Below are 26244 nucleotides of genomic sequence, written 5' to 3'. Positions count from 1 at the left end.
CTAAGGGGAGTTAAAAAATGAGCATATACGTCACTTTACGTATATACCGTGCAGCCGGATTATTTTTAGATACTGATAGGCTGGGCATAGTTTTTGCTTTTAAGACCAGATATTTAGCTTTATTTAATCTGTATGGACCCAACAGCCAAGACCAGTCAGGCACCGCAGCGCGTCATTCATACCCGGCGTAAATACAATACTTGGGTGGTTGATGAAAGCATCGAAGACTATGCGCTTCGCTATGCGCCTAAATCCGTCCGGAAATGGTCACTGTGGACAGTGACCAATACGGCGCTTGCGGCCGTTAGTTTCCTGGCAATGGAGGCACTTGGGGCGACCATGCTCTGGCAATACGGGTTTAGTAATGCTTTCTGGGCATTGGTGGTGGTATCCATTATCATTTTCCTGACCAGTTGGCCGATTGGTTATTATGCTGCCCGTTATAATGTCGATATTGATTTACTGACCCGTGGTGCCGGATTTGGTTATATTGGCTCCTCCATTACCTCGGTCATTTATGCCAGTTTCACCTTTATCTTTCTCGCCTTTGAAGCCGCTATCATGGCGCTGGCATTGGAGCTAGGCTTAGGGATACCCCTGAGTATTGGCTATCTGATTTCAGCACTGGTGATTTTGCCATTGGTGGTAAAAGGTATTGGCTTTATCAATAAGGTGCAAGCAATCACCCAACCACTGTGGTTATTTCTACTTTTATTGCCCTGGTGCTTTGTCTTGGTGAAGCAGCCTGATTTGATCAGCGATCTTGCACTCATTGAGGGCGCAAAAAGTCAGAGTGCTGCGTTTAATCTGTCCTTTTTTGGTGCATCCTGCACAGTACTATTTGCTTTGATCACCCAGATTGGTGAACAGGCGGACTATCTGCGATTTTTACCCGATAAAAAACATATTCAGCGTAAATGGAATTGGGCGGTCTTTTTGGGTGGACCAGCCTGGATTCTGGGTGGATTTATCAAGATATTCATGGGCATGCTATTGATGGCATTGGCAATGAAATATCTGGTCTCCGATTCTGAACTGAGTAACCCCAATTATCTGTACTGGATTGCCTATCAACAGGTAGTCAATCATCCCGGTATTGCTTTATTCCTGACGGTTCTATTTGTCTGCGTTGCCCAGATCAAGATTAATGTCACCAATGCCTATGCAGGTTCATTGGCCTGGTCTAATTTCTTTGCGCGTCTGACACATAGCCATCCAGGGCGCGTGGTTTGGCTGGTATTTAATATCTTTATTGCCTTGCTATTGATGGAGCTTGGGGTAATCCATGCTGTGGAGCGTGTACTGGGCTTATACAGCAATGTAGCCCTTGCCTGGATCGGCGCCCTTGTTGCGGATCTGGTGGTCTGTAAACCGCTAGGGCTGAGTCCAAAAGGTATCGAATTTAGACGGGCCTATCTGTATGACATTAATCCAGTTGGGGTCGGTAGCCTGATCATTGCCTCGGTCTTATCCATGTTGTGCTATTGGGGGATTTTCGGAGATATTGCCCGCTCACTGGCTGGTTTTATCGCACTCGGTACAGCAATGTTATGTGTACCGCTGATTGCTTGGTTTACCAAAGGTAAATATTATCTGGCACGTCAAGAAAAGCCTGAACTGAATCTGGTCGAGACCCAGACTTGTGTAGTCTGTGAGCATGATTATGAGACAGCCGACATGGCCAGTTGTCCGGCCTATAGCAGCCAGATCTGTTCTCTGTGCTGCACGCTTGAAGCACGTTGTCATGATCTGTGTAAGCCGCATGCACGCTGGTCTTCACAGCTAAGAATTTTTGCGGCTTGGTTCCTGCCGAAATACTGGGTACAACATATTAATACCCGCTTAAGTCTGTATATCCTGCTGATTTTTGTCTTGAGTGTGGTGCTGGCGGTCAGTCTGAGCCTGATTTATTTACAGGAATCTGCCAGCTTGGGTACCCTGTCACAGCAGCAGGATGCACTGACGATGCTGTTCATCAAAATCTACGCAGTACTATTCCTGCTACTTTGTGTGGCTGCCTGGTGGCTAGTACTGAATGATGAAAGTCGACGTCAGGCGCAATTGGAAAGCAATACCCAGACCCAACTGCTGATGGATGAAATTGAAGCGCATAAAATTACCGATCGCCAGTTACAGGATGCCCGCATTCAGGCAGAAAAGGCCAATGAAGCCAAAAGCCGTTATGTGATTGGCATCAGCCATGAGTTACGGACACCGTTGAACAGTATTCTCGGTTATAGTCAGCTACTGCAGAAACAGGAAAAACTGTCTGAACAGGGCGAGTCTGCCCTTGGCGTGATTAGCCGTAGCGGTCAGCATCTCACTTCTCTGATTGATGGTCTGCTCGATTTGGCACGGATTGAAACCGGCAAAATTTCATTGGAAAGTTCCAACATTGACCTGCCAAAATTTCTTAAACAGATTGTGCATATGTTCGAGCCACAGTTTGCTCAGAAACAGCTGAAGTTTGATGTGGAGATCAGCAGTAAAATTCCGCAATATGTGCGTATCGATAAGAAACGCTTAGAGCAGGTACTGATTAATCTGCTGGGCAATGCCTTGAAATTTACCCTCAAGGGTGGAGTGAAATTTAAGGTCGATTACCGTTTTCAGACCGCTTATTTTGAAATTCATGATACGGGTTGTGGTATTGCTGAATCGGATGTTGAGCGGATCTTCCAACCTTTTGAACGTGGTCGAAATGTAGTACAGGGCAGTTTTGCCGGTACAGGTTTAGGACTACCGATCGTGAAACTTCTGGTTGATATTCTCGGAGGCGAGCTGACCCTGAGCAGCCAGTTAAAACAGGGTTCAGTGTTTAAAATAAAATTGTATTTACCTTCTAAATCCCTGATCCATCCGATTGCTGACGTTGCCTCTAATACCGTGACCGGTTATACCGGAGAACGCCGTAAAATACTGGTTGTTGATAATGAAGCAACCGACCGTGGTCTGGTTTTAAATTTCCTGAAACCACTGGGTTTTATTTTAGAAGAGGCAGAATCAGGTTTAGCCTGTTTGCGCCAGGTTCCAGAATTTAATCCTGATCTGATTCTGATGGATTTGAGCATGCCTATACTGGGCGGCTGGGAAACAGCAAAATTGCTGCGCCAAAATAAAATTACCAATGTACCGATTATTATTATTTCTGCAGATGCCAATGAGCGGATGATCAATCCGGAAACCGATGTTCTCAACGAAGACTTTTTAGTAAAGCCGGTCGATCTCAATTTATTATTGAACAAAATTGGTGATAAATTGGGCTTAAACTGGCTTCATCAGCATGAGCAGAATCCAGAACAAGAACAAGCTTCTGATCAGGAAGAGCAGCCCCTCACTGTGGGGGTTAAAAACAAAAAAGAAGTGCACCAATCAATCCCATTGTTAAATGTGGCAGAGGCAGTTATTCAGCTGGAACAGCATTTAAGTATTGGTTTTATTCGGGGTGCGAAGGATGTGCTGCATGAGTGCGGACAGCACTTTGAACAATATAACGATATATGGCATCAGATTGAACGGGATTTACAACAATTTGATTTTAAAAAAGCAATTCAGCGACTTCATGAGCATGCAGATGTGTTGAAGTAGAGGGGAATGAGCATGTTAGAAAGTATTTTGATTGTGGATGATATACCTGAAAATCTATGCCTGTTGCATGAGAGCCTGGATCAGGCTGGCTATCAGGTACTTGTGGCGACCAATGGATTTGATGCAATTGAAATTGCGCATCGCATTCAACCCGACATGATTTTGCTGGATGGCAGTATGCCGGAAATGGATGGCTTCGAAACCTGCACCCAGCTTAAGGCCAGTCCAGTAACTGAACATATCCCGGTGATTTTTATGACGGGTCTGACTGAAACCGAGCATATTCTTAAAGGCTTTCAGGTAGGTGGGGTAGATTACGTAACCAAGCCATTAAATATTGATGAAGTTCGGGCGCGGGTAAAAACTCATTTATTGCAGGCGCGTCTGATGCATCAGCAGCGGCAAATGCTGGACGCAACAGGTAGCGCGATTCTATCGCTGAATCTGGAAGGTGAAATTATCTGGCAAACGCCCATTGTCAGTGAATTACTGAACAGCCATCAGGTGGATGTACAACACTTTCAATCCAGTTTAAATCACTGGTTACAGGATTTGCTCAAGCAGCCCGATCAAGCACATTTACTGCATGGTCAGTACGGTCATGGCCATCAGCAGTTACAGCTCAACCTGCTCACCAAACTGTATGCAGGACATATCTCTAAACATGTCTTGGTACAGTTGAAAGAGCAAACCCAAATGCCGAGTGCAGAGGAAATCGCACAGGCTTGTCCGAATCTGACGCCGCGTGAAGCAGAAGTCATGCATTGGGTCACGATGGGGAAGACCAACCGGGATATTGCCGAGATCTTACAGCTCAGCCCACGTACAGTGAACAAGCATCTTGAGCATGTATTTGAAAAGCTCTATGTAGAAACACGGACGGCTGCAGTATTGCATGTCATGTCAGCCTGTCAGAATCAGGCAGTGGCTTGATACTTTTGGCTATCAAGTTCCCTTTTCTGGAAGGAAAAGGAACTTAAAGTTTTTCTTTAAATCTCGGTATTTTCATTCCAAAGGAAGTACATGCCAAATTGTCCGGTTCTAAATTCACCGCCTATCGCTTTGCCCGTATCCGTTAAAAAGTGCTTATCATTTTCAAGTTTAAGATAGCCTTTATTCACCAGCTGTTCGAGCAAATCAGGAGTCTTGATTCCAAATTTAGAAGCAAGTTTTGCTGTGGTTAATTTCTTGAATTTTACATTTTCTTGTTCTATTTCGCGCTCATTTTGCACTTCAACCTTATCTATTCTAACTTCATCTAAGCTAATGCGAACTTCTTCACTAATCCGAATAATGCGTTGCGCTTCTTCGTACGCATCTTTGAAAACTTCATCATCTTCATACTTACGAACTGAAATGCCCATTTCATTGTTATTGACCTGGCTAAATTCATAGAGGTTTAAACTGGAAATAATACATTCTGATTCATTGAGATAGCACTTTGCATGCAGGTTTTTGCAGAAACTTAAACGAACATAATCTAATTTTTGTATCCATTTAATTTCTTCAGGATGTAAATCACTTTTGCCATAAACAATTCGAACATCAATTTTTAACCGGTCTTTGTCTTCTAGTAATTCTTTGATACGGTCATTGAGCCGCAAATAAGGACTGATTAAAATTAAACGCTCTTTGGCGTTTTTAATAAGTTCTTCTAAGAAAAAATTGGTTGCACTGGTATTTAAAAATTTAGCCATATTTTTTCCTGCAATATTTGAATTTTATGTTTGTTATAGGGCAATAAGATATCGCTGAATCAGTAATCACTCAACCTTTAAATACTTGCCATCTGCTGAAACGTTATGCCCAAAACCGCAAGACATCGGATTTCTGCTATTGACCATAATCTGTTGTCCAATTTGAGCGTTAAACTGAAATTTCAAATCAATTCTGCAGTCGTCATAACGATATTGGGTATGTGTTTTGTTCAGTGGCATGCGGGTTGAAAATTCTCCCATATTAGGACCATAAATCAGACTGCGTAAACCCATATAGAGTCCATTAAACTCAATCTGGTAGGCATTCGAAGCCTGTTTAACTTCCATCGTATTCCACTGACCAAAACCTGCATAGCGGACATATTTCCCTGCAAGACTCTTCGGTTTTTTTGGTACAGGTAACTGTTTTAGATTGAACTGGCTGGCTTTAGCATTCGGGAAAACGGAAAACCAGGCGCGTGCCCATTGCGGCTTGCCTAGCTTGGCATAACTTATACCGACATTATTAAACGCCGTGGTGATATCACGTTCAGAAAAAGCTGTACCGCCATCTTCTACATTCATCGCACAAAAGGATGACCAGGCCGCTTGTTGCTCAAATTGCGCGATGGCCTTTTGATATTGTTTCTGGTCGTAGAATTTCTTGCCATTATTTGCGTAACTTTGCACTTTGCTACAGCCTGAATGCAATTCTTTCTCGAACTCTGAATCAGCAAAAGTGAGCGCGCTTAAACTTAAAAGAGCAATAGAAAATAGAGATTTGTACATGGTGTTATTCGGTATGAGTTTAATTCGAATAAAACATAGCAAGCCTGTGAAGTAAATAATATCTCTGTTGTAATCCAATCCAGTAAAAATCAGATAATATGAAAGTGATAAAGACAGTGGGAGGCTGATGTTAAGAAAATAGATCAAGAGAAGAATTTAAAATAAAAGTGAATTAACCCTGATCCAGATTGAGTTGTAATAGGACCAAATCACGCCATTGCCCAAACTTCTGTCCAACTTGCGGCATATAGGCAGTTTGAACGAAACCCAGTTTTTCATGCAGGCGAATTGACGAGGTATTTTCTGAATCAATTGCGGCAACCATAATATGCAATTTCTGTACTTGAGCCTGTTCAATTAAATACTGCAATAATTTAGAACCCAAACCTTGTCCTGCATAATCCGGATTTAAAAAAATGGAATGTTCAACCGTCTGTCGAAAGCCCTGAATACTGCGAAAATGATCATAACAGGCATAACCAGCCACGACCCGATTTCGAGTATCTTCAACCACAAAAACTGGAAAATTCTGATTTTTAAGCTGCTTAAACCAGATTTTGAAATAGTTCAGATCAAAGGCTGTTCTGTTCCAGGTCGCAGTGCCATAGAGCACTTCCTGATTATAAATCTCAAGGATGGTTTCAAGGTCACGTTCGGTCGCAGGGCGAATGTCAAAATCAGGCATATTCTTGTTCTGTTAGGATAAAGCTGAAATTATGGTTTAAAAAAAAGCAGAACCGAAGTTCTGCTTTTGATCATACATCAATTAGAAGTGATACTTCACAAGGGCACTGACATTGTTTTCGTCCGTACCTTTTACAGCATATTTGTTATTCCAGACAGAATGTTCAATACCTAGGTATAGACGGGTTTCTGGAGAGATATGTTTGCCCAGATTCCACTTGTATTGGGTGGTCCAGTTAAGCTCGCTCGCATGACCATTTTTTTCAGCAGTAGACCAGTCAAGGAATCCGTCAACAAGGAAGTCTTCGGTACCAACTTTGAAAGGAATAGCGTACACCATAGTCATTTGGTAATCGTCTTCAGAGCCTTTTTCATTATCGGCCTTGTAGAAGTTTAGCTGAGTATACTGGAAATACGGAATTTCAAGGTCAAAGCCAACACCATACAGATAATTGTTAAAATCACTGCCAGGATAGTTAGCGCTATTGCCTTCCCATGTACCCGCAATCAATACATCTTTAATCGGTCCAAGTTCAAGCTTTTGACCGGTAACAGCACCCAGACTCAAACGAGGTGATACTTCGAAATAGGTTGCATTACCTGAGTCATTATGAGTACGGTCAGCAAAACCGAAGAAATCCCCGTAATTCAACTTGGCAGCATATTCAAAGGTTGCAGTGGTTTGCTGGTTATCGTCACCTGCACCCGGGAATGCATAGTGTTCACCATAAAGACCAGTAATGCTGAAGTCCTGCCATACAGGTTTTGCTTGAGCAAATACTGCAGTTGAAGCCAATGCACAAAGTGCTGCGAGTTGTGTAAATTTCATTTAAATCTCTCCCCCAAGAAAGCAGAATAAGCATACAGATTAATAAGTAAAAATAAAGTTAAAATTGTGGATCTAGCCAAAATATTCAGGGAGTCATGACCTTGGAGAAATCAGTTTTATTACTGCTGTTCCGGTCTGAATTTTCTAAGTCTTTATTTTAAAAAGTGAAGAAATAGAAACTTTCGTTTGCTTGTTAAGACGGCAAAATTATTATTTATCTATAAACAAGCATAGAACATTCAGTAGGTATAAGAGGGTTATGGGGAGATTAAGTTATTAAAAATAATTGGATTTTTAACATAAAATATTATTTTTAGGTAAAAGCAGATGAAAAGAACTCATAGCTTGGTACTTTAATCTTGAAGGTATTGCTCTTTCAGATTTTATTCACCATTGAGGTCATAAAACCGGGTCTAAAATTTTAGATTATTGGCTACTTGTCCAGCTTTATTCAGATAAAAAAGCATCTGGATTGTTTAATCTTGCTGCTTAAACAGCCAAAACTAAACTTTTTGCAAAGCTGTTTCTGCTACCGCGCACTAGACTGAAAAAATAATCTGCTTATCCGTAGTGATTCTAAACATAAAATCTATTATTTTTAATAATTTGCTCTCATTTTGTATTCTTGGGGCTAATGGGCGGCTGCAAGTTATAAGCAGATTTTATAATGAAGAGTTCAACACCCAGTCACATAAATAATATTACAACTACACCATAACTCATCAGTTGTTTTTAACTCGGTAAGTACTTGTCACAATCAATTATTCTTTTGCTAAAAATCCAAAATACCACTTGCATATTTTCCAGATAGGGCCGATATTCTAGATATAAGGACACGATTCTGCAGACTCAAAAAATGTGTTCATCATTCAAAGTGGAGGTTAGAAGTCCAGTCATTTGGATATGTAAAATGCAATGTGAAACAGCAAGTTAAGAGCGTGCCAAGATAAAGAATTTTGCACTAAAAAAGTTACAAAGATTCGAGGGTGGTAATTTATGAATATTGAAATCCGTACAGATAAGCACATTCAGAATAGCGATCGTTTAATTGAGTATGTACGTGCAGAATTGAATCAGGAATTCCAGCGCCACAGCGAACGTATTACCCATTTTTCAGTCCATCTTAGTGATGAAAATGGCGCCAAAGGCGGTGAAGACGATATTCGCTGCATGATTGAAGCGCGACCTGCAGGATTGAAACCAGTAGTGGTCAATCATCGTGCACCGAGTGTAGCGACTGCTATTAGTGGTGCTATTGATCGGCTGAAACGCAGTCTGGAACATGTTATCGAGAAAAATGATGACCCTCGTGCAGGTACACTGGAACTTGCAGATACGGATACAGTAGATACAGAAAACTGATTTCGGAACGATTTGAAAAGAGCCCTGCGGGGCTTTTTTCATATTAAAACCAAAATATACTTGCTGGAAATACAACAAAAGCCTCTTTATTCGGCATAATAGTCGAAAACGAATTAAAGTGAGTTCCATCATGTTAACTGCGCAACAACAGCTTTTTGTGCAAGCACTCGAAGAATTGAATCTGGAACAGGTCAAACAGCTGCTGGCAGGTGGACTCAATCCAAATTTTGTAGATCATGACAAAGGACCGGTGATTTCGGTCTGGTCGGATGGCCTGTTTAAATGGTGGGAAGAGGTGTGCGAGTTGTATGAAGCCGGCACCCCACTTTCAGAAGATGAAAAGCAAGCACGTTTGCAAGTGCATTTACAGATTCTGGAAGAGCTGATCCAGGCCAAAGTAAATCTGCATCTCTGGGATGCTGAAGAAATTTATGGTCCGCTTTGGGATGCTGCAAGTGCTGCATGTGCACCTGCCGTACAGCGTTTACTCGATGAAAAAGTAGATCCGAATAGCAAAGATGAAGATGGCATGACAATTTTATCTTCAATTAGTGACCTGTTCTTTGACTGTGATTTTGATGAAATTAACTGGTCAGAAGCCCTGCAAGAAGAAAAACAGACGCTCGAACTACTTCGTAGTCATGGCGCAAAAATGACCAAAGAGCTTGGTTAAATACATTTTATAAAAGAGCCTGAATATGACAACATTAAGAATTTTGGGTCTGATAGCACTGGTGAGTTGTAGTGCCCAAATTTTCGCAGCTGATTTTGAATTTGACCGGCCTAGTGAAGGTCTCAGTACCGGCATCACCCCCGTAGGGAAGGTAGCCTGGGAACAGGGATTGCCCACAGTTCAGTATAGCGATTCAGGCGAGCAGACGATTACCAGACTTAATGCAGATATGTTGTTACGTACCGGGATTGCCAAGGATTTAGAACTACGTCTGGGCTGGGATGGTCCTGGATGGAAGCAAGTAAAATCCAATGGTCAGACCGATGACGAAGACGGCTTGGGTGATATCAGTATCGGTCTAAAAAAAGCCATTGATCTGGATGATGACAAACTAAGTATGGCCTTGCTGGCTGAAGCAATTATTGCGACAGGCAATGCCGGTTTTAGTAATGAAGAGGATATTTACAGCCTCAGTTCTGCAGTTTCTTATCAGTATAATGACTTGGTAAGCACAGCAATCACCATGCGTTATGAATGGCAGGACAGTCACTGGGCAGTCGTGGCAGTTCCATCTTTAGGCTACCAGATTAAAGATCGCTGGTCAGGCTATTCTGAACTGGTTTACCGTAAGGCTGAAGGGGTCAATAATGAATACGCGCTTGGCACTGGAGTGATGTATGCATTAAACGATCGTGTCCAGTTGGACGCCAGTGTAGGTGTTGATCTGAATAGTATAGATCGAAGCTACTTTTCAGGACTAGGCTTATCTGTCCTGTTCTAAGCGGTTTAGTTTACAGATGATCAAATACTCGCAGTTCCCGGTCGGGGGGAAAGTACTTGTCCCGCTCATTTTAGGCTGCTCTGTGTTCAGTAGTCCTGCTCAGGCGGAAACTGCATTATTGTCTGCCGAGCAGGCTTTTCCGTTAACTGTGATCTCCACCAGTCAGCAGCAGGCTGAACTGAGCTGGCAGATTCCAGACAACTATTATCTGTATCAGCATAAAATTGAAGTGCGGCAGGGGAATCAGGCATTAGCGCTTGAATTGCCGCCAGCTGAAGATTTATATGATGACAACTATGGGCATACCCAGGTTTATTATCAGCAGTTAAAGTTTCAGATTCCGACTCAGGCGGGGCAATCCTATCAGGTCAGCTGGCAGGGCTGTGCTAAAGACAGGATCTGTTATCCGCCACAAACCATCCAGTTCAAGACTGATTTATCCGGTCTGGTACAATTTGAAACAGCCGGATCAGGAACAAAACGTTTACTTGATTTGAATAGCGCCTCACCGCAACAAAATACCCTGTTTAATACAGCAGATTCCTCAGAGTCTGCTTCAGATAACCTCTCCGCATCAGACCGGCAAACCGGACCCTATGCAGCACAAGACCAAAAATGGTCAGCCCAGCTGCTTGAACGCTCTTTAGGTTATGGGCTTTTGCTGTTCTTTGGTTTAGGAATATTACTGGCTTTTACCCCATGTTCCTTGCCGATGCTGCCGATTCTAACGTCGCTGATTGTACGAGACAGCAAAGGCCTGAAAGCTTGGATGATTGCACTGACTTTCGTCAGCAGTATGGCTGCTGTCTATGCGGTACTTGGCTTAATTGCATCTTCAGCCGGCCTGAACTTCCAGCGCTGGTTGCAGCAACCCGCCACCTTGATCGGGTTTAGTCTGCTATTTGTCCTGTTTGCCCTGAATCTGTTTGGCCTGTTTGAAATCAAACTGCCCCAAGGTCTGGTGCAGCGTCTGGACCGGGCACAGGCCATGCAGCAGGGAGGTAGTCTGGTCAGTGCGGGTATTATGGGAGTGATTTCGGCACTCCTGGTCGGGCCATGCATGACTGCACCACTGGCCGGTGCATTGTTGTTTATTTCCCAGACCCAAAGTCAGTGGCAGGGAGCTCTACTACTGTTTACCCTAGGTTTCGGAATGGGTGCACCTTTACTACTGGCCAGTATTCTGGGGGCGCGGATTCTACCGAAAGCCGGGCACTGGATGAATCAGATTAAAGTGCTCTTTGCCTTTATCATGCTGGCATTGGCCCTGTATTTTATTCGGCCGCTGATTTCAGAAGCTGTTTTACAGTGGTTATCCCTAGCCTTGGGCATGGCCTTTGTTGCCTATGTACTATTCCGGATTTTCTGGCATCGTACTGGTCTAAGATGGCTGTATATCCTGTGTCTGGCATTGGCCGTGCCTTATATTGCTTATAGCCAATATCAGCATAGTCAGCGGTTTTTTGTGGAGCAGGCGAGTACAGAAGCCAAGTGGCATGTGGCCCGTAATGCGGCCGAATTTCAGCAGATTTTGGCCAAGGTTCCACAAGGGCAAAAGGTCATTATTGATGTCTATGCCGACTGGTGTGTCGCCTGTCAGCCGATCGAACACCGGATTTTAAAATCTGCAGCGGTACAGCAGGCCCTTGCGCCATATTTCCTGATCAAGCTGGATTTAAGCCAATATAATGCTTCTCATCAAGCACTATTAAATCAATGGGAAATTCTTGGACCGCCGACGTATTTATTCTTGAATGCGCAGCAGCAGGAAATCCGGGGGTTGCGATTGACCGGTGCATTTAGCGAAGCTGAATTGCTGGCCCAGTTGCAAAATTTGGCGCAAAGCGAAAAGCCTTAGTATTCAATATTATCCAGAAATTTGGCTGTTTAGGAAACTTGCATCTGGGCAGTCAATGGCTCAACATAGGCTTTGACCAGATTACGTCCATCCGCTTTAGCCTGATAAAGTGCCTGATCGGCCTGACTCAATAATTGTTGTGGGCGTAAATCAGCCGTCGAAATGGCAATCCCGAAACTGGCAGTGACCGGAATCAGCTCACCCTCATCACTGAAAATCTGCAATTGCTGAATGGCAATGCGGCAGCGTTCAGCCACTTGTTCGGCTTTTTCCAGACTGGTATTTTTTAGCACCAGAATAAATTCTTCCCCACCAAAACGGCCGACCACATCACTTTCACGCAATTGCTGGTTCAGCACGGCGCTCACTTCTACCAGGGTTTCATCACCCTTATGATGGCCAAAATGGTCATTAATCTTCTTGAAATGATCCAGATCCAGCAATACCAAGGCATAATTGGGAGTCGCTGCGGCATTCAGTTTGTCCAGACACTGATTGATGCTACGACGGTTAAACAGGTTGGTAAGCGGATCGATCTGGCTCAGCTGTTTGATCAGCTGCTCGCGATGCCGCCACTGACTGAGCAGAATCTCGAATAACACCATGCAGACGGCCAGAATTGGCAAAATGAAATACAGCATCGATAACAGCCAGAAGCCATTATAGAAAAGCTCGCCATCGAGATTAAATAGCGGTGAATAAGGCAATTGATGGCTGAAACTTAAATAGGCACATCCGCCTAGGAAAATGGATGCTGGAATCAGCATGCTATAGACCAGTGTACGATGGAACAGCACCAGTCCCACCATAATTAAACAGACATAGGAGGTCGTGGCCACAGGGCTGATCACCCCGACGAGATAGGCGTCACGACACAACGAGATAACAAAAGTACCCACTGCCATGTAGGGCAGATACCGTTCAATCAGCTGATTCCCCTGAAATTTATAACAGGGAAAAATCAGGAGAAATAGAATTACCAGAAAGCTGCTGTTCAGAGTAATTTGTGTATAGACCCGTTCTAGATGCACATATTGCCAATATTCGGGATTTAATAACACGAAAATATCCCAGCCGAGCCAGGTCAGATGTACTCCGCATCCCAACGCCAGCATCAGGATGCACTTTTTTAGAATACTCCAGTTCATCACGACTTCATCTTCGACCAGATATTTCGTGATTTTATGCTTCAGTATTTTTTCTGGTACAGGCGATATTCGCTTCATGGTCCCGGCCTGATTTTAATTGCTATGGCAGTTTTTTTTAAGACTTATCGGATATTTATGGCGTTATTTACATAAGATAACATAAGTTGGAGTACTTGATAAACAACAATATTTAACCCAGTTTGGTTATTTTTATATCTTGTCTGTTGGGCTTTAGCCTGTGATGCAGGTACTCAGTGTTATGCCAAAGCACCCTTAATTAAAAATCGGAGAGCTTAAGCAGTACACAGTTTTGTTCTAAATTCAGGATGATGTGTTTTATTGGTGCTAATTATTTCATTATGACGAATAGTTAAAATAGCTGAATTAATTATCCAATAGAACCGTAAAGAAAGAGCCACATCATGAAAGTTTTACAGATAGATTCCAGTATTTTAGGAGAAGCCTCAATTTCGCGTCAGTTGACGCAGGCTGTGGTAGAGCAATTACAGCAAAAATATGCCGAGGTAATTGAAGTTGACTATCTGGATCTGGCTGCACAGCCCATTCCACATCTGAATGCTGAAATTTTAATGGGTCAAAATGCAGAACAGACCGCCTTGGGTGACAAAATTTTACAGCAATATTTGCAGGCTGATATCTTGGTCATTGGTGCCGCGATGTATAACTTCGGTTTACCCTCGACTTTAAAGGCCTGGATTGACCGGATCTGTGTCGCAGGACGTACCTTTAAATACACCGAACAAGGTCCTGTGGGTCTGGCGGGAAATAAGAAAGTATATATTGCCAGTAGCCGTGGTGGTGTTTATGGCGAGCAGAGCCCGGCTGATTTTCAGGAAGCTTTCCTGAAAACCGTATTTAACTTTACTGGGGTGACGGATATTGAAGTGATTCGTGCCGAAGGTGTTAACATGGGCGAAACTGCCAAAGCACAAGCGCTGCAAAGTGCATTACAGCAGGTTCAGGCTATTTAACTCAGCCCTTTCCTTTCTGAATAAAGTCAGCTGCGGCTGACTTTTTTACATACTGAATTATATTTAATCCCGATCCAGACCATGGGCAAATTCAGCAAGATCACCTAAGGCCTGTTTGGCTTCATCGAACCAGGCACTGAACATCTGGAAATTATGCCACATGCCGGTATATAGTTTGAATTCAACCTCGATACCTGCCTGCTCGGCTTTTTCTTTAAAACGGGTCGCATCATCCAGCAGAATTTCCTTGGAACCCACCTGAATATGGATCGGGGGCAAGCCGTTTAAATCGGCAAAAAAAGGGGAAACTTCCGGATCGCCACGGTTAATTGAGCGCGGGACATAATATTCAATTCCGGTTTGAAGTGTTTCCAGAGAAAGCAGGGAATCATGTTTCTGGTTATAGCGTAAAGATTCGCTGGTTAAGGTCAGATCCAGCAGGGGAGACAGGAGAATCAAACCGCTGACTTGTGGGAGATTTTCCTGCTGTATTTTAAGTGCCAGCGCCAGTGCCAGATTGGCTCCGCAAGAGTCTCCGGACAGGATGATATCTTTGGCCTGAACTCCTTGATCCAGGAGCAGGTGATAAACATCAAACAAGGCTTCCAGGGCTTCCGGATAGGCAGATTCAGGGGATAGCGGATAATCTACATGTAGGACCTGCATTTGGGTCCGAGCTGCAATTTGCGTCATAAAAGCACGATGGGTTTTTAAGGAACCTAAATAAAATGCCCCACCATGAATATGAAAAATCAGCTGGCTGGATTCCTGCTGTGGTTTGATTTCCTCAGCACGTAGCCCCGCCAGACGTAGGGAGCGAATCTCCACAGTTTTGTCCTGTGGGAAAAGTTTGCACATTTGTTCCAGTGCAAGACGCATAGAACTAGGTGGAAGATTCAATCTGCTCGGGGCACGAATGGCTGTTTTTAAAAAGCTTTCTGTAATTAATTGTTTCGTTAGCGCGTTTATCTTCATTTTCCTTCCATCTTTTTGTGCTTTTATTAATCATGTAGATTATTTACCAACCATATTTACAAGGTTACACTAAATAGTCACAGCTAAAAATTGAAAATTTGTTGTGACTTTTTAATACTAGATTGGTCTATTTTCAGACTAAGGAAATGAAGAAAAATGAAAAAAATAGCGCTTATGTTAGGACTACTAGGCTTATCTGCATTGGCTAATGCTGCGGATCCTTTAAATGGCACGGTATGGAAAACCATTGATGACAAAACCAAGCAGCCGAAGGCGATGGTTAAATTCACTGAACAAAAGAATGGCACTTTGTCAGCTAGCATTCAGTCGGTGTTAACTCCAGGTGAAGAAAATGCCTGTACCAAGTGTGAAGGCCCTTACAAGAACAAGTCACTCAAAGGCTTGACTATTGTCAAAGGTCTTAAAAATACTGGTGGTACCAGCTATGACAGCGGTTCAATCCTGGATCCACAATCTGGTAAAACTTATAAGTTGAAAGGTCAGCTAGCTGATGGTGGCAAGAAGCTTGAGCTACGTGGTTTCATTGGTGTAGCGGCATTGGGTCGTAACCAGACCTGGATTCGTGCCAACTGATTTATTTAAGTAGATATTTAAAAGCCTGATGGATGTCAGGCTTTTTTTATGGCGCTTGTTTAAAAAAGGAATCAAGAATCTAAGTTACGATAGGCAGATTCATCAAAACCCGCAATAAATCCTGCAGAGGTCGCCAAGATAGGGCGTTTAATCAAACTGGTGTGGGTGGTTAATGCATTAATTAAAGCATCTTCACTCGATAGGGCCATCTGTTGTTCTTCTGCGCCGAGTTTACGCCAGGTAGTGCCTTTCTTGTTCAAAACTACATCCTGACCCAGGGCGTCCAGCCAGATTTTCACTGTTTCAGCATCGATGCCCTGTTTTTTATAATCATGAAATTCATAAGCGAGACCTTGCTCATTAAGCAGATCAAAGGCTTTTTTCATTGAACTGCAATTTTTAATTCCGTAAATTTTTAACATAGCTGTCATCTAGAAAATTTAAATCATGCATTAGCTTAACCAAATTGGCCACAGCAGACCATGTAAAACCCAAACAGGAAAAGGAAATTTTTTTAAATATCAGTTTTAAATACCCGCCAAGCCCTGTCATTAAAATGACATCAAGCTGCTTTAACATTGGTGGCAAGAAAAAGAATAATCTGCATCATAAAAAATGAAATTGAGGTGTAGCAGAAGTAATAAAAATAGAAAACCCGCATTTAATCATCCTGATCATGCGGGTCTCAATCCAACGTCCATTGTCACATCCATGCAAAACAGGCTACATCTATAGTCTGTTTTATTTTCGTCCTACGGCGTCCTGTCCTTATATGGTCATCCTGACCTGTCCCTGTGCCGTAGCGCTATAATGCTATGTTATTACATGGAGATAAACCCAAGAAATACGTCATGTCATGTAAGAGATAAACCCTAACTGAGTGAACATATGTTTACTATGTTGCATCGTACGGATTTATAGTTTGTAGTCAATAATCACGGGAGCATGGTCACTAAACCATTGATCTTTATAGACCCAAGCATTCACAGTGCGCTCTTTCCAGTCTGGAGAACAGGCCTGATAATCAATCCGCCAACCCACGTTCTTGGCGCGTGCTTGACCACGGTTTGACCACCAAGAATATAACTCGGCTTCTTTGCGCACTTCACGGAAAGTATCGACATAACCCAGCTCATCATAGATATGATCCAGCCAGGCACGTTCATGCGGCAAGCATCCTGAAGATTTCTGGTTACCTGACCAGTTTTTAATATCAATACGTTTATGCACGATATTATAGTCACCACAGACAATCACCGACTTATTTTCATCACGCCACTGTTTCAGGATTTTCGCGTATTCTTCCAGAAAGTGATCTTTACGTGCTTGCGCTTCATCTCCTGATGAACCCGAAGGCAGGTACAGTGAACAGATCTGTACAGTTTGCTCTAGACCCAAGTCAAATTCAGCGGCAATAAAACGACCTTGTGAATCGGCCAGTTCAAAACCCAGGCCATCGGTTAAAGAGACAAAAGGCAGGCGGCTATAAATGGCAGTACCGGCATACCCCGGACGTTCGGCAGGAAACAGGTGCGCGTACCAGCCTTCAGGCTTGAATTTATCGGTCCACTGCGCATGCGTGATCCGACTTTCCTGCATGCAAATTACATCAGCTTCAGACTGTTCCATCCATTCTAATAGACCTTTGGTGACAGATGAGCGTAAGCCGTTGACATTAATCGAAACGACGCGAAGAATTTTTTGATCACCTGGATAGCTACTCTTTGGTATCATGCGCAAATCTTACCTTAATTAATGGATTTAGGAGCACCTCATGTCAACGCCAGCTCAGTTTAACCCGCAAGCTTTTATCGAACTCGCATTATCACGCGGTGTGCTTAAATTTGGTGAGTTTACTTTAAAATCGGGACGTGTGAGTCCCTATTTTTTTAATGCGGGCCTGCTGAATGATGGTGAAGCCTTGACCCTGCTGGCTTCTGGCTATGCTGCGAAACTGACTGAATGTGACAATGTGGAAGTGATCTTCGGCCCTGCATATAAAGGTATCCCTTTTGTGGCAGCTACGGCGGTGACCTTGTCGCAAAATCATGGGGTGAGTGTGCCGTGGGGGTTTAACCGCAAAGAAGCCAAAGACCATGGTGAAGGTGGCGTATTGGTTGGTGCGTCTGTAGCAGGTAAAAAAGTCTGGATCATTGATGATGTGATTACCGCAGGCACAGCGATTCGTGAAGTCGTCACCATCTTGAAGAATGCCGGTGCTCAAATTGCTGGAGTTCTGGTAGCGCTAGACCGCCAGGAAAAAGGTCAGGGGGATTTATCTGCGATTCAGGAAGTACAGCAAGAGCTTGAGATCCCTGTACATGCCTTAATTACAATGAAAGACTTAATGGACTATCTGGAAGTGAAAGGCGACCTAGAGGCGTTGGCGAAAATGGAAGATTACCGGGTTAAATACGGGATCTAAGCCTGAATCATGAGAAAAAAGGAAGTTTTGACTTCCTTTTTTATTCTCAGGTAAAAGTACCTACAATCAAAACTATTGCTCAGAAGAAGGAATCAGACCGTACATTTTTATTTTAAGATTCAATTTATTTATAAATTCAGCCATTTAATAGCTATCTAGATTAAATCAAGTAAAATAACTGAAATTTAAGTTAATCAATTGTTTTATAATAATAAAATAAATTAAAAATACTGGAGATCGAAATTAATATTTCATTATTTTTTGTACGCATTTGCTTACGTCAATTCAGGCACTTTGCGTCTATACGAGCTGCCCATCATTTCCTATGATGAAGTCATCAGGAACAGGATGTTCCATAGAAGAATAACCAGAGATAAATACAAGGAAAGTAAGGTACGACAGGAGTTATACCAAGCAAACCAACACGGAAAACCCCTGGCAGGATGCTGGGGATTTTTCACTTTTATCTTTTTATAAAGTCCAACTCAGAACAGCAGTGGCTCAAAATTATTTATCTTCAGAGCTAAAAAAAGCACCTTCAGGTGCTTTTTTTCATTGTTGGGCTAAATTATAGCGCAACGATATTGATCGCATTTGGACCTTTTTGACCATCAACTACGCTAAAAGAAACACGTTGACCTTCAAACAAAGTTTTGAAACCAGAACTGCTGATTTCTTTAAAGTGTGCAAAAACGTCAGGACCTGACTCTTGTTGAATAAAACCAAAACCTTTAGTTTCGTTAAACCATTTTACTGTACCGGTAACTGTAGTAGACATAATATAAACCTGTTAAATTTTAATAATTTTAGTCATCGAAATGACTATGGATAACTTGGAAAAACAACAAGAATTGAAATAAAGATCTGAAAAAACTGAGGATTATAAATAATACTGCGGCACTTAAAGAAGTTTAACTAAACAACGCTTTTTTCTAGTTAAAGACAGCATAACCTAAATCATAAAATATTCAAGTTTTTTATATTTATTATTTATTTTTCTTATAAAAATGACTCGAATTTTTTGCTTTTAAATTTTGTTCTGATCCGTTTGCGCTTTATGCAGAGCATTTCAGCATCAGCGAATTAAAACCGCTAAATCTATGTGGTGGTTGAGTTGTTTTATGTTAATCAAAATCGTTTTCTAAGTAATAATGTTTTTATAAGTATATGAATTTTATTAATTTGGTTGAAATAAGGTTTTTGTCTTTAAGTTAGTTATTGTCATTGCCGAGATATAAGAATCCACCTATATTAAAAATTAATTGGAAAAATTAACTATAAGAATTTCTTAATTTTAATTTAAAACCATAACAAGAGTGAGTCTCATGGATTACTGGAACGGCGTGTTGCTTATATCCATCATCACCATGGTTGGGCTGGCCATGATCATCCTGTTTGTCGGATGTAAAATGTGGAAAAATCTGGTGGTGACTTTGCTGATAGCCACCTTGATCGGTTTTCTGATTATGTGTGCGATCAACTTTATCTTCGGTGACCGTCTGCAATTTCTTTGGGGTGTGCCTCAAAGTGACAATAGTAATTTCATGCTGGAAATGGGGCTGATGAGCCTATTAATAGGTGGCGTGAGTACTTTTATCATTATGCTCGGCACGCTGGTAGCAAAAAGTAACAATAGAAATCAAAGTGATGAAGACTAGTTACTATCAAAATAACAGATATCGGCATAAGCGGGAACGTACCGGAAAACCCAAAAAGTATAATGAGAATGCTTATAAAATCAAAAAATCATTATTTTCAGCTAAAAGCACAGCAGCATAGGGCTACGGAGCATGAATATAGTTTCATCTTCCGTAGCGACATGATTAACCTGTAAAAAATTAAATTTAAGAAAACTTAGAACATTATTCTCAGGCCTGCACCATAGATCCAGCCTTTTTCAGAGTCAGAGCTTTGCTGCCAGTCCGTCTGTTTGTTACCTTTGTTGTATTCATAACCCACTTCCAGATAAGGCATGAGCTTTTTGCTCAGCTCATAACGTGTTTCCAGACCCAAGGTTGCATGACTAAGACCGGTTTTTTTCGCATTCGCTGCCTGATCATTCAGGGTGAGCTCCAGCTCGGCAAACGGCTGCATAATCAGTTTCTGCGTCAATAACAGGTCACGTTCCGTTTCCAGCTTCAATCCTACAAAATCATCTTCACCGATATACAGATAAGCATCAGTTTCAAAAAAGTAGGGGGCCAGGCCATGCAGGCCAAATACAGCATCGAAGCGCTCGTTCTGCTGTCGTGTTGCAGGCTCAGCTAAATTTTCCTGACGGTAACGCACACCGGCCTGTACATCCCAGAAATCGGAAATATTTCGGCTATACAATACTTTGGCATCATATTCGGCCTGACGGGATTCATGTTTGTCGGCTTCTAGCTTGAGGAAGATTTTATTTTCATCCGTGCCAATTCTGGCCTGGTTCTTGGACTTGAATGCTCCATTTCCCTCTGAACTATGCTGCCATTTCTGGTCCAGAATGATCTGGCTATAAATCTGTGCGCCATGTTCTTTACGGTGATCATGTTCGCTGGCAGAGCTGACTGAATTTTTTGGTGTGCTCAGCACCTGCTGTTGATGCAATAACTTTGGTGGCGGTTGATAGGATGCGGCATCTGCAGTTTCAGTATGCTGTGCGTGGTCATCAGCCATGTTTTGCATGGCATGATGCCCGCTATGATGCTGATGTTCATTATGACCCGTATGCTCGCTAGAAGCTGCCGCAAAAATACTCAGACTGCTTAGGGTAAGCGCACTGCTGAGCACTGACTTTACCAAAAGATTAGTGATGTGCATGGCTTTCTCCTTGAGCAGCTGCTGGCTTTGACGGCATTTTTTGTGAAGAAGGGTGAGCTGCTTGATCTTCGTCAACCTTTGCCACAATCAGCTTGTTCATCATGCCGGCACTCATGTGATAGAGCAGATGGCAGTGAATCGCCCATTCGCCCAGTTCGTCAGCCGTGAGCAGGGTGGTCACCGTTTTCCCGGGCGGCACAATGACAGTGTGTTTATTTGGCATATTTGCAGCAGACTGACCATTTTCCAGCTGCATAAACATGCCATGCAAATGCATCGGATGGGCCATCATGCTGTCATTGATAAATTTCAGCCGGATCCGCTCGCCATATTTCACTTGAAGTGGCTCGGCATCACTGAATTTTTTACCATTAATGGTCCAGATGTAGCGCTCCATGGTTCCACCCAGACGAATCACCAGTTCACGTTCTGCTGCGCGGATATCGGGTTGTGGTGTCAGGGCTTTGAGGTCTTGATATTGCAAGGCTCTGTGTCCTGCAGGCGTAGACATATTGGCCCAGCCCTCAACCGGCTGATGAGGCTGATTGGTTCCGGACATGGCACTATGACTTGCATGCATGTCGTGCTGGGCATGCTCATCATGTTCACTTGTGGCAGTCTGCGTGGTCTGGCTGCTGTGTGTGTCATGCGACATATCATGCTGCTCAGCATGTCCCATATCTTCCATGGTCAATAAGGCACGAGGGCGCGGTGTCGGTAATTGAACCGAAGCCGGGGTTTTGCTTGAATCAGTTGCCTGATGCAGACTGCCAATGGCAAAGCCTGAGCGGTCGATCGATTCTGCTTCAATCTGGTAATGCGCTGCAGTGGGTTCCACAATCACATCATAGGTTTCAGCAGTTCCAATCCGGAATTCATCTACAGCGACAGGCTGTACAGCTTGTCCATCGGCACTGACCACGGTCATTTTCAGCTGGGGAATACGCACATCGAAAAATGACATGGCGGAAGCATTGATGAAACGCAGGCGGACTTTTTCTTTGGGCTGGAACTGGCCACTCCAGTTCTGTTGTGGTGTTTTTCCATTGACCAGAAAGGTATAACCGGTAACATCAGACAGGTCGGTTTTCAGCATGCGCATCTGGTTCCACATCTTGCGGTCTGACCAGGTGGCCTTGAGGCCATCACGTTTCACCTGCTGGAGTACATCGCCTACGGTTTCGCGCTGGGTCTGATAATATTCGGCCGATTTTTTTAAATTGTTCTGAATCTGCTGGCTGCCCTGTTCGTGAAAATCCGACAGCATCACCACATAATCCCGCTCGGTCTGTTCATGTGCAGGTAGCAATGTCTGGGCTTTGGGGCGAATCACCAATGCGCCATAGAGGCCGTCCTGTTCCTGACCTTTGGAATGTGCGTGATACCAGTAGGTGCCGTTTTGACGAACCTTGAAACGATAAGTAAAAGACTGTTTCGGTTTGATCCCCTGAAAACCGTTAAATCCGGGGACGCCATCCATCAGCCCGGGCAGGAGCAGGCCATGCCAGTGCAGCGAGGTATCCTGATTGTTCAGGTTGTTTTGTACATGAATGACTGCATCATCACCTTCTTCAAATTCCAGCAAGGGTGCAGGGAATTTTCCGTTTACAGTGATACGCTTGACCGTCTTTCCGGTGAGATTGATCGGGCTTTCATCAATGACCAGATGATATTCTTTTACGGCTGCAAACAGGGCAGACGACGAGATGAGACCGAAGCCCAGACACAGGCTTTGACTGATTTTAAGCAACATAACTTAATCCTTAATGAATAAAAAAATTTAAAAATTCAGGATCAAGCTTTGGGTGGGCGCAGGATTTCCTGCCAGTAACCGGCAAGGTGCTTGGCATGGTAAGCAGGGAGGAGGGTTTTTTCCGGATAACCGTAATCAGGCACGCTTAACTCGGGCGTTGCAATGGGCAGGCTGGTGACCAGGTTCTGGCAGGCCATAGTGCCACAATCCAGACAGTCTGATGACTGCTGGGTGCTGTCACTGACACAATCCGGTTGTACCAGAATCTGATCTTGATGATGATCAGTCTCATGCAGCGAGTGAGAAGCAGATGGTTTTTTCATTTCCAGACAATGACTGCTCATTTTTTCAGTCGACATGACCAGATGCATGGTGTTTGCAGATGCGACAGACACACTGCTCCAGCCTATGGCAAAAACCACAAGCATCACCAACCAGATCTGTTTGACGAGCCGTATGAGCAAAAGTACACCCTGAAAAAATGCGCTGCATGTTTGAGCAATAAAAGCATAAACGCAGTAACTCAAATTAGCAAATTCTGGACAAGATTATTTTTTAGGTCACCTACATACTACTTTTTTCATAGGTTCAGGTTTCAGTTTCGCACTTTTCACACTTTTTACAATCCAGCAGTATCCCGATCTTTTCCTTGCGCCCTTGCTTGGTCATCACCCAAGGACGGTTTTGCCAGGGCGGGGTATGCCGTACATGCTGGTCATGTCCGCAGGCCAGCTCTGCAACCCAATGCTGTTCCTCATCCAGATGAAAACCGATGATGGCCTGTTGCATGGCATACCTCCCTTGAGCTCAAATTGCCTGAGCATCTATCTAAAAACCTATACAAAATAAGTCATGCAAAATCACCATAAACAAAAGAATCGACACAAGCTATACTCCTTGCCAAGTCATTTTTTGAAAAAGAGCAGAAACACATGCGCGTACTTGTTGTGATGGATCCCATTGAAAATGTAAACCTGAAGAAAGACTCGACCATGGCGATGCTATGGGCAGCAGCACGTCGCGGGCATGAACTCGGTTATGCATTGCAGCAAGATTTATATATCGACCAGGGCAAGGCCTTTGGTCTGATCGCGCCGTTACAGGTGTTTGAAGACTACGAGCATTATTATGAACTTGGCGAAAAACAAAAAGAGTCGATCGCTGCTTATGACGTTGTCTTGATGCGTAAAGATCCACCTTTTGATATGAACTTCGTCTATACCACTTATATTCTGGAGCAGGCAGAGCGCGAAGGAGCATGGATCATCAACAAACCGCAAAGCCTGCGTGACTGTAATGAAAAACTGTTCGCGACCCAGTTCCCGTATCTACAAGTTCCGACCTTGGTGACTTCACAGCAAAGCCTGATTCGTGAGTTTCTCAAAGAACAGGTCGATGTGATTGTGAAACCGCTGGATGGCATGGGGGGTACTGGAATTTTCCGCCTGTATCAGGACGGGATCAATATCGGTTCAACCATTGAAATGCTGACCAATAACGGCACCCAGCCGATTATGGCGCAGCGTTATATTCCGGAAATTGTCGAAGGCGATAAACGCATCCTGATGATTAATGGCGAGCCAGTGCCATATTGTCTGGCCCGTATTCCACAAAATGGTGAAGTGCGCGGTAATCTGGCCGCGGGTGGCCTAGGCGAGGCACGCCCACTGACTGAACCTGACAAAGCCATTGCAGCAAAAGTAGGGCCGTATCTCAGAGAGAAAGGTCTGGTTTTTGTGGGGCTGGATGTGATCGGAAATTATGTCACTGAAATTAATGTAACCAGTCCAACCTGTATCCGTGAAATTGATGCCCAGTTTGGCACCTCGATTGCAGACGATTTATTTGCTGTGCTGGAAGCGGGTCAGGTCAATCAGGTTTAAAGGCAAAATCAGGTGAAAAAAAGAGTCTGCTTGCAGACTCTTTTTTATTTTTTTTCACTGGGGATAGAGCGCTTAAATAAATATGCCGTCATTACCATGCCCAGCATCGAAAGGCAGACAGTGATAATGGCAAGATTGGCCCAGTATTGGGTGGCAGATATCAGCGCAGCGCTCAGGGTCGGTATAAAAAACTGTGCGCAGGCTGAAATTTGTAAAACTAGACCCACACTGGCCGCTGCTGCATAGGCGCGTGGTGCATAGTGCAGGGTAATCGCAAAAACAGTGGTCGGGATCATCCCGCCAATCAGTGAAAACAGCACGGCACTGACAACCTGCAATTCAAATGAGAGCCAGGAACTTGCGGCAAATACCAGACAACTGCTACAGAGCATTGCCACAAATCCTGTATTCAATAAGGTGTGCGGTCTATAACCCTGTTGCAGCAACATGCCTGCGCCAAAAGTGCCCCCCAAATTGGCCAGCACGATCATCGAGACCAGCATCCCTGCACGTTTTAAGCCTAGCCCCTGTTCAACATACAGTGTAGGCAGGAAGCCCGTGACAGTAATCCATTGACTGGTATAACACGCAAAAATAATCGCCAGACAGATAATGGGAGGATGGGTCAGGGTAATTTGAACAATCTGCCAGAATGAGGTGTTTTCCGTAGCTGCCTGGGTAGAGTCTGGCTGTGTTACCAAGGCAGGTTCAATATTTAAATATTGTTTGATCATGCCAGCAATGACAAGGCACAGGCAGCCCAAAATGGCCCAGATCGTTTGCCAGTCCAGATATTCAAGCAGGAGAGGAATCGTCAATACGGCCAGACTGACACCGATGCCCATATAGGAACTCCAGAGTCCCATCTTGAAATTCAGTGTTTCAGCGCGGCTGGTACGTTTTAAAATTGCTGGCGCACATAAGGAGATGGTTAAAAATCCGATTCCTTCCATAAAACGCAATACATATAAAGTGGCAGGCTGCGTAATCCAAAGCCCGGCAAGACTGCTCAGCCCTAAAATGATTAAGGCCATGATCAGGCAGCGCTTTAATCCCATTTTTTCCGAGAAGGCGCCAATGCCTAGCGCAAACAGCATTCCGGCGGCCTGCACCAATGCTAACGAAAAACCAGCCTGAGTAAAACTCAGGTTTAAATCCTGCTGCAACACAGGAATCACGGCCGAAAGTTTGCCCACATGGATCGCAGCCAGATAACCGGCCAAGATAATCCATACATCACGCAATGAGATTTTTGACATCTATCCGAACTGAGTCCATTTAAAGCATCTGCTTGTACATCAAGCATCATTCATATATAGATATGAATAACATGAAAGTTTTATAAAATTTATAGGTTTTAAGCCTAAGCTCATTAGTCGATGATAAGACATGGATTGACCGGGAGTGAGCT

The 26244-nt window shown here is 43.5% G+C and carries 25 protein-coding genes; 11 read left to right on the top strand and 14 right to left on the bottom strand.

Annotation, left to right across the window (positions count from 1 at the left end; all coding sequences use genetic code 11):
• The first annotated feature begins 132 nt into the window (after nucleotides 1-132).
• On the top strand, nucleotides 133-3588 hold the full coding sequence (locus tag AY605_RS03640) for an ATP-binding protein (protein WP_064095095.1): 3456 nt from the start codon (nucleotides 133-135) through the stop codon (nucleotides 3586-3588).
• Nucleotides 3589-3600: 12 nt separating this feature from the next.
• Complete coding sequence (locus AY605_RS03635) at nucleotides 3601-4521, top strand: response regulator transcription factor (RefSeq protein ID WP_064095094.1); 921 nt, start codon at nucleotides 3601-3603, stop codon at nucleotides 4519-4521.
• Between the two features lie 56 nt (nucleotides 4522-4577).
• On the opposite strand, the gene AY605_RS03630 is transcribed toward AY605_RS03635, so the two are convergent.
• The 4 genes from AY605_RS03630 to AY605_RS03615 all read right to left on the bottom strand — a co-directional run bounded on the left by AY605_RS03630 (nucleotide 4578) and on the right by AY605_RS03615 (nucleotide 7587).
• On the bottom strand, nucleotides 4578-5285 hold the full coding sequence (locus tag AY605_RS03630; protein WP_064095093.1) for a phospholipase D family protein: 708 nt from the start codon (nucleotides 5283-5285) through the stop codon (nucleotides 4578-4580).
• 66 nt (nucleotides 5286-5351) lie between these two features.
• Nucleotides 5352-6074 (bottom strand): hypothetical protein, encoded by a 723-nt coding sequence (locus tag AY605_RS03625; protein WP_064095092.1) that lies wholly within the window; start codon nucleotides 6072-6074, stop codon nucleotides 5352-5354.
• 172 nt (nucleotides 6075-6246) lie between these two features.
• Entirely contained in the window at nucleotides 6247-6759 is a 513-nt protein-coding gene (locus AY605_RS03620; RefSeq protein WP_064095091.1) for a GNAT family N-acetyltransferase, read from the bottom strand.
• 81 nt (nucleotides 6760-6840) lie between these two features.
• Nucleotides 6841-7587, bottom strand: a complete 747-nt coding sequence (locus AY605_RS03615) for an outer membrane protein OmpK (protein ID WP_064095090.1) — start codon at nucleotides 7585-7587, stop codon at nucleotides 6841-6843.
• 996 nt (nucleotides 7588-8583) lie between these two features.
• Between AY605_RS03615 and AY605_RS03610 the strand changes: the two genes are divergently transcribed.
• The 4 genes from AY605_RS03610 (at nucleotide 8584) to dsbD (ending at nucleotide 12261) form a co-directional block, all read left to right on the top strand.
• A complete protein-coding gene (locus tag AY605_RS03610) occupies nucleotides 8584-8949 on the top strand; it encodes an HPF/RaiA family ribosome-associated protein (RefSeq protein ID WP_064095089.1) in 366 nt (121 codons plus the stop codon).
• Nucleotides 8950-9079: 130 nt separating this feature from the next.
• On the top strand, nucleotides 9080-9622 hold the full coding sequence (locus tag AY605_RS03605; RefSeq protein WP_064095088.1) for a hypothetical protein: 543 nt from the start codon (nucleotides 9080-9082) through the stop codon (nucleotides 9620-9622).
• 25 nt (nucleotides 9623-9647) lie between these two features.
• Nucleotides 9648-10403: a transporter gene (locus tag AY605_RS03600; protein WP_064095087.1), complete on the top strand. Its 756-nt coding sequence runs from the start codon at nucleotides 9648-9650 to the stop codon at nucleotides 10401-10403.
• Nucleotides 10404-10419: 16 nt separating this feature from the next.
• On the top strand, nucleotides 10420-12261 hold the full coding sequence (gene dsbD, locus AY605_RS03595) for a protein-disulfide reductase DsbD (protein WP_064095086.1): 1842 nt from the start codon (nucleotides 10420-10422) through the stop codon (nucleotides 12259-12261).
• Between the two features lie 29 nt (nucleotides 12262-12290).
• Here dsbD and AY605_RS03590 read toward each other — a convergent pair whose 3' ends face one another.
• Nucleotides 12291-13487: a GGDEF domain-containing protein gene (locus AY605_RS03590; RefSeq protein ID WP_064095085.1), complete on the bottom strand. Its 1197-nt coding sequence runs from the start codon at nucleotides 13485-13487 to the stop codon at nucleotides 12291-12293.
• Nucleotides 13488-13831: 344 nt separating this feature from the next.
• Between AY605_RS03590 and AY605_RS03585 the strand changes: the two genes are divergently transcribed.
• The gene (locus tag AY605_RS03585; RefSeq protein WP_064095084.1) at nucleotides 13832-14401 is read left to right on the top strand and encodes an FMN-dependent NADH-azoreductase; all 570 of its coding nucleotides are present in this window, start codon (nucleotides 13832-13834) and stop codon (nucleotides 14399-14401) included.
• A 63-nt stretch (nucleotides 14402-14464) separates the two neighbouring features.
• Here AY605_RS03585 and AY605_RS03580 read toward each other — a convergent pair whose 3' ends face one another.
• Nucleotides 14465-15376: an alpha/beta hydrolase gene (locus AY605_RS03580; RefSeq protein WP_064095083.1), complete on the bottom strand. Its 912-nt coding sequence runs from the start codon at nucleotides 15374-15376 to the stop codon at nucleotides 14465-14467.
• A 156-nt stretch (nucleotides 15377-15532) separates the two neighbouring features.
• Between AY605_RS03580 and AY605_RS03575 the strand changes: the two genes are divergently transcribed.
• On the top strand, nucleotides 15533-15970 hold the full coding sequence (locus tag AY605_RS03575) for a DUF2147 domain-containing protein (RefSeq protein WP_064095082.1): 438 nt from the start codon (nucleotides 15533-15535) through the stop codon (nucleotides 15968-15970).
• A gap of 71 nt (nucleotides 15971-16041) precedes the next feature.
• Here the strand turns inward: AY605_RS03575 and AY605_RS03570 are convergent, their stop codons facing one another.
• Nucleotides 16042-16392 carry a Spx/MgsR family RNA polymerase-binding regulatory protein gene (locus AY605_RS03570; RefSeq protein ID WP_064095081.1) on the bottom strand — a complete coding sequence of 117 codons (351 nt, stop codon included), beginning with the start codon at nucleotides 16390-16392 and terminating at the stop codon, nucleotides 16042-16044.
• A 493-nt stretch (nucleotides 16393-16885) separates the two neighbouring features.
• A complete protein-coding gene (locus AY605_RS03560; RefSeq protein WP_064095079.1) occupies nucleotides 16886-17704 on the bottom strand; it encodes an exodeoxyribonuclease III in 819 nt (272 codons plus the stop codon).
• 40 nt (nucleotides 17705-17744) lie between these two features.
• Here AY605_RS03560 and pyrE point away from each other — a divergent pair, with 40 nt between their 5' ends.
• Nucleotides 17745-18395, top strand: a complete 651-nt coding sequence (gene pyrE / locus AY605_RS03555; RefSeq protein ID WP_064095078.1) for an orotate phosphoribosyltransferase — start codon at nucleotides 17745-17747, stop codon at nucleotides 18393-18395.
• Nucleotides 18396-18963: 568 nt separating this feature from the next.
• Here the strand turns inward: pyrE and AY605_RS03550 are convergent.
• Nucleotides 18964-19173: a cold-shock protein gene (locus AY605_RS03550; RefSeq protein WP_004281299.1), complete on the bottom strand. Its 210-nt coding sequence runs from the start codon at nucleotides 19171-19173 to the stop codon at nucleotides 18964-18966.
• A gap of 547 nt (nucleotides 19174-19720) precedes the next feature.
• Between AY605_RS03550 and AY605_RS03545 the strand changes: the two genes are divergently transcribed.
• Nucleotides 19721-20053: a hypothetical protein gene (locus AY605_RS03545; protein ID WP_064095077.1), complete on the top strand. Its 333-nt coding sequence runs from the start codon at nucleotides 19721-19723 to the stop codon at nucleotides 20051-20053.
• 196 nt (nucleotides 20054-20249) lie between these two features.
• Here the strand turns inward: AY605_RS03545 and AY605_RS03540 are convergent, their stop codons facing one another.
• The 4 genes from AY605_RS03540 to AY605_RS03525 all read right to left on the bottom strand — a co-directional run bounded on the left by AY605_RS03540 (nucleotide 20250) and on the right by AY605_RS03525 (nucleotide 23739).
• Nucleotides 20250-21197, bottom strand: coding sequence for a copper resistance protein B (locus tag AY605_RS03540; RefSeq protein WP_064095076.1), 948 nt, complete (start codon nucleotides 21195-21197; stop codon nucleotides 20250-20252).
• Nucleotides 21184-22950, bottom strand: a complete 1767-nt coding sequence (locus AY605_RS03535; RefSeq protein WP_064095075.1) for a copper resistance system multicopper oxidase — start codon at nucleotides 22948-22950, stop codon at nucleotides 21184-21186. The genes AY605_RS03540 and AY605_RS03535 overlap by 14 nt, the downstream gene beginning before the upstream one ends.
• Before the next feature lie 41 nt (nucleotides 22951-22991).
• Nucleotides 22992-23414 carry a hypothetical protein gene (locus tag AY605_RS03530; RefSeq protein WP_064095074.1) on the bottom strand — a complete coding sequence of 141 codons (423 nt, stop codon included), beginning with the start codon at nucleotides 23412-23414 and terminating at the stop codon, nucleotides 22992-22994.
• A gap of 124 nt (nucleotides 23415-23538) precedes the next feature.
• Nucleotides 23539-23739 (bottom strand): DUF3565 domain-containing protein, encoded by a 201-nt coding sequence (locus tag AY605_RS03525; protein WP_064095073.1) that lies wholly within the window; start codon nucleotides 23737-23739, stop codon nucleotides 23539-23541.
• Nucleotides 23740-23882: 143 nt separating this feature from the next.
• Between AY605_RS03525 and gshB the strand changes: the two genes are divergently transcribed.
• Nucleotides 23883-24833, top strand: coding sequence for a glutathione synthase (gene gshB, locus AY605_RS03520; protein WP_064095072.1), 951 nt, complete (start codon nucleotides 23883-23885; stop codon nucleotides 24831-24833).
• A gap of 44 nt (nucleotides 24834-24877) precedes the next feature.
• On the opposite strand, the gene AY605_RS03515 is transcribed toward gshB, so the two are convergent.
• Entirely contained in the window at nucleotides 24878-26092 is a 1215-nt protein-coding gene (locus AY605_RS03515; RefSeq protein ID WP_064095071.1) for a CynX/NimT family MFS transporter, read from the bottom strand.
• Nucleotides 26093-26244: the final 152 nt, after the last annotated feature.

The organism is Acinetobacter sp. SFD (assembly GCF_001647575.1).
In the GTDB taxonomy this organism is placed as follows: domain Bacteria; phylum Pseudomonadota; class Gammaproteobacteria; order Pseudomonadales; family Moraxellaceae; genus Acinetobacter; species Acinetobacter pecorum.
The sequence above is the reverse complement of the archived record's forward strand: the minus strand, read 5'-3'. Positions and strand labels throughout refer to the sequence as shown.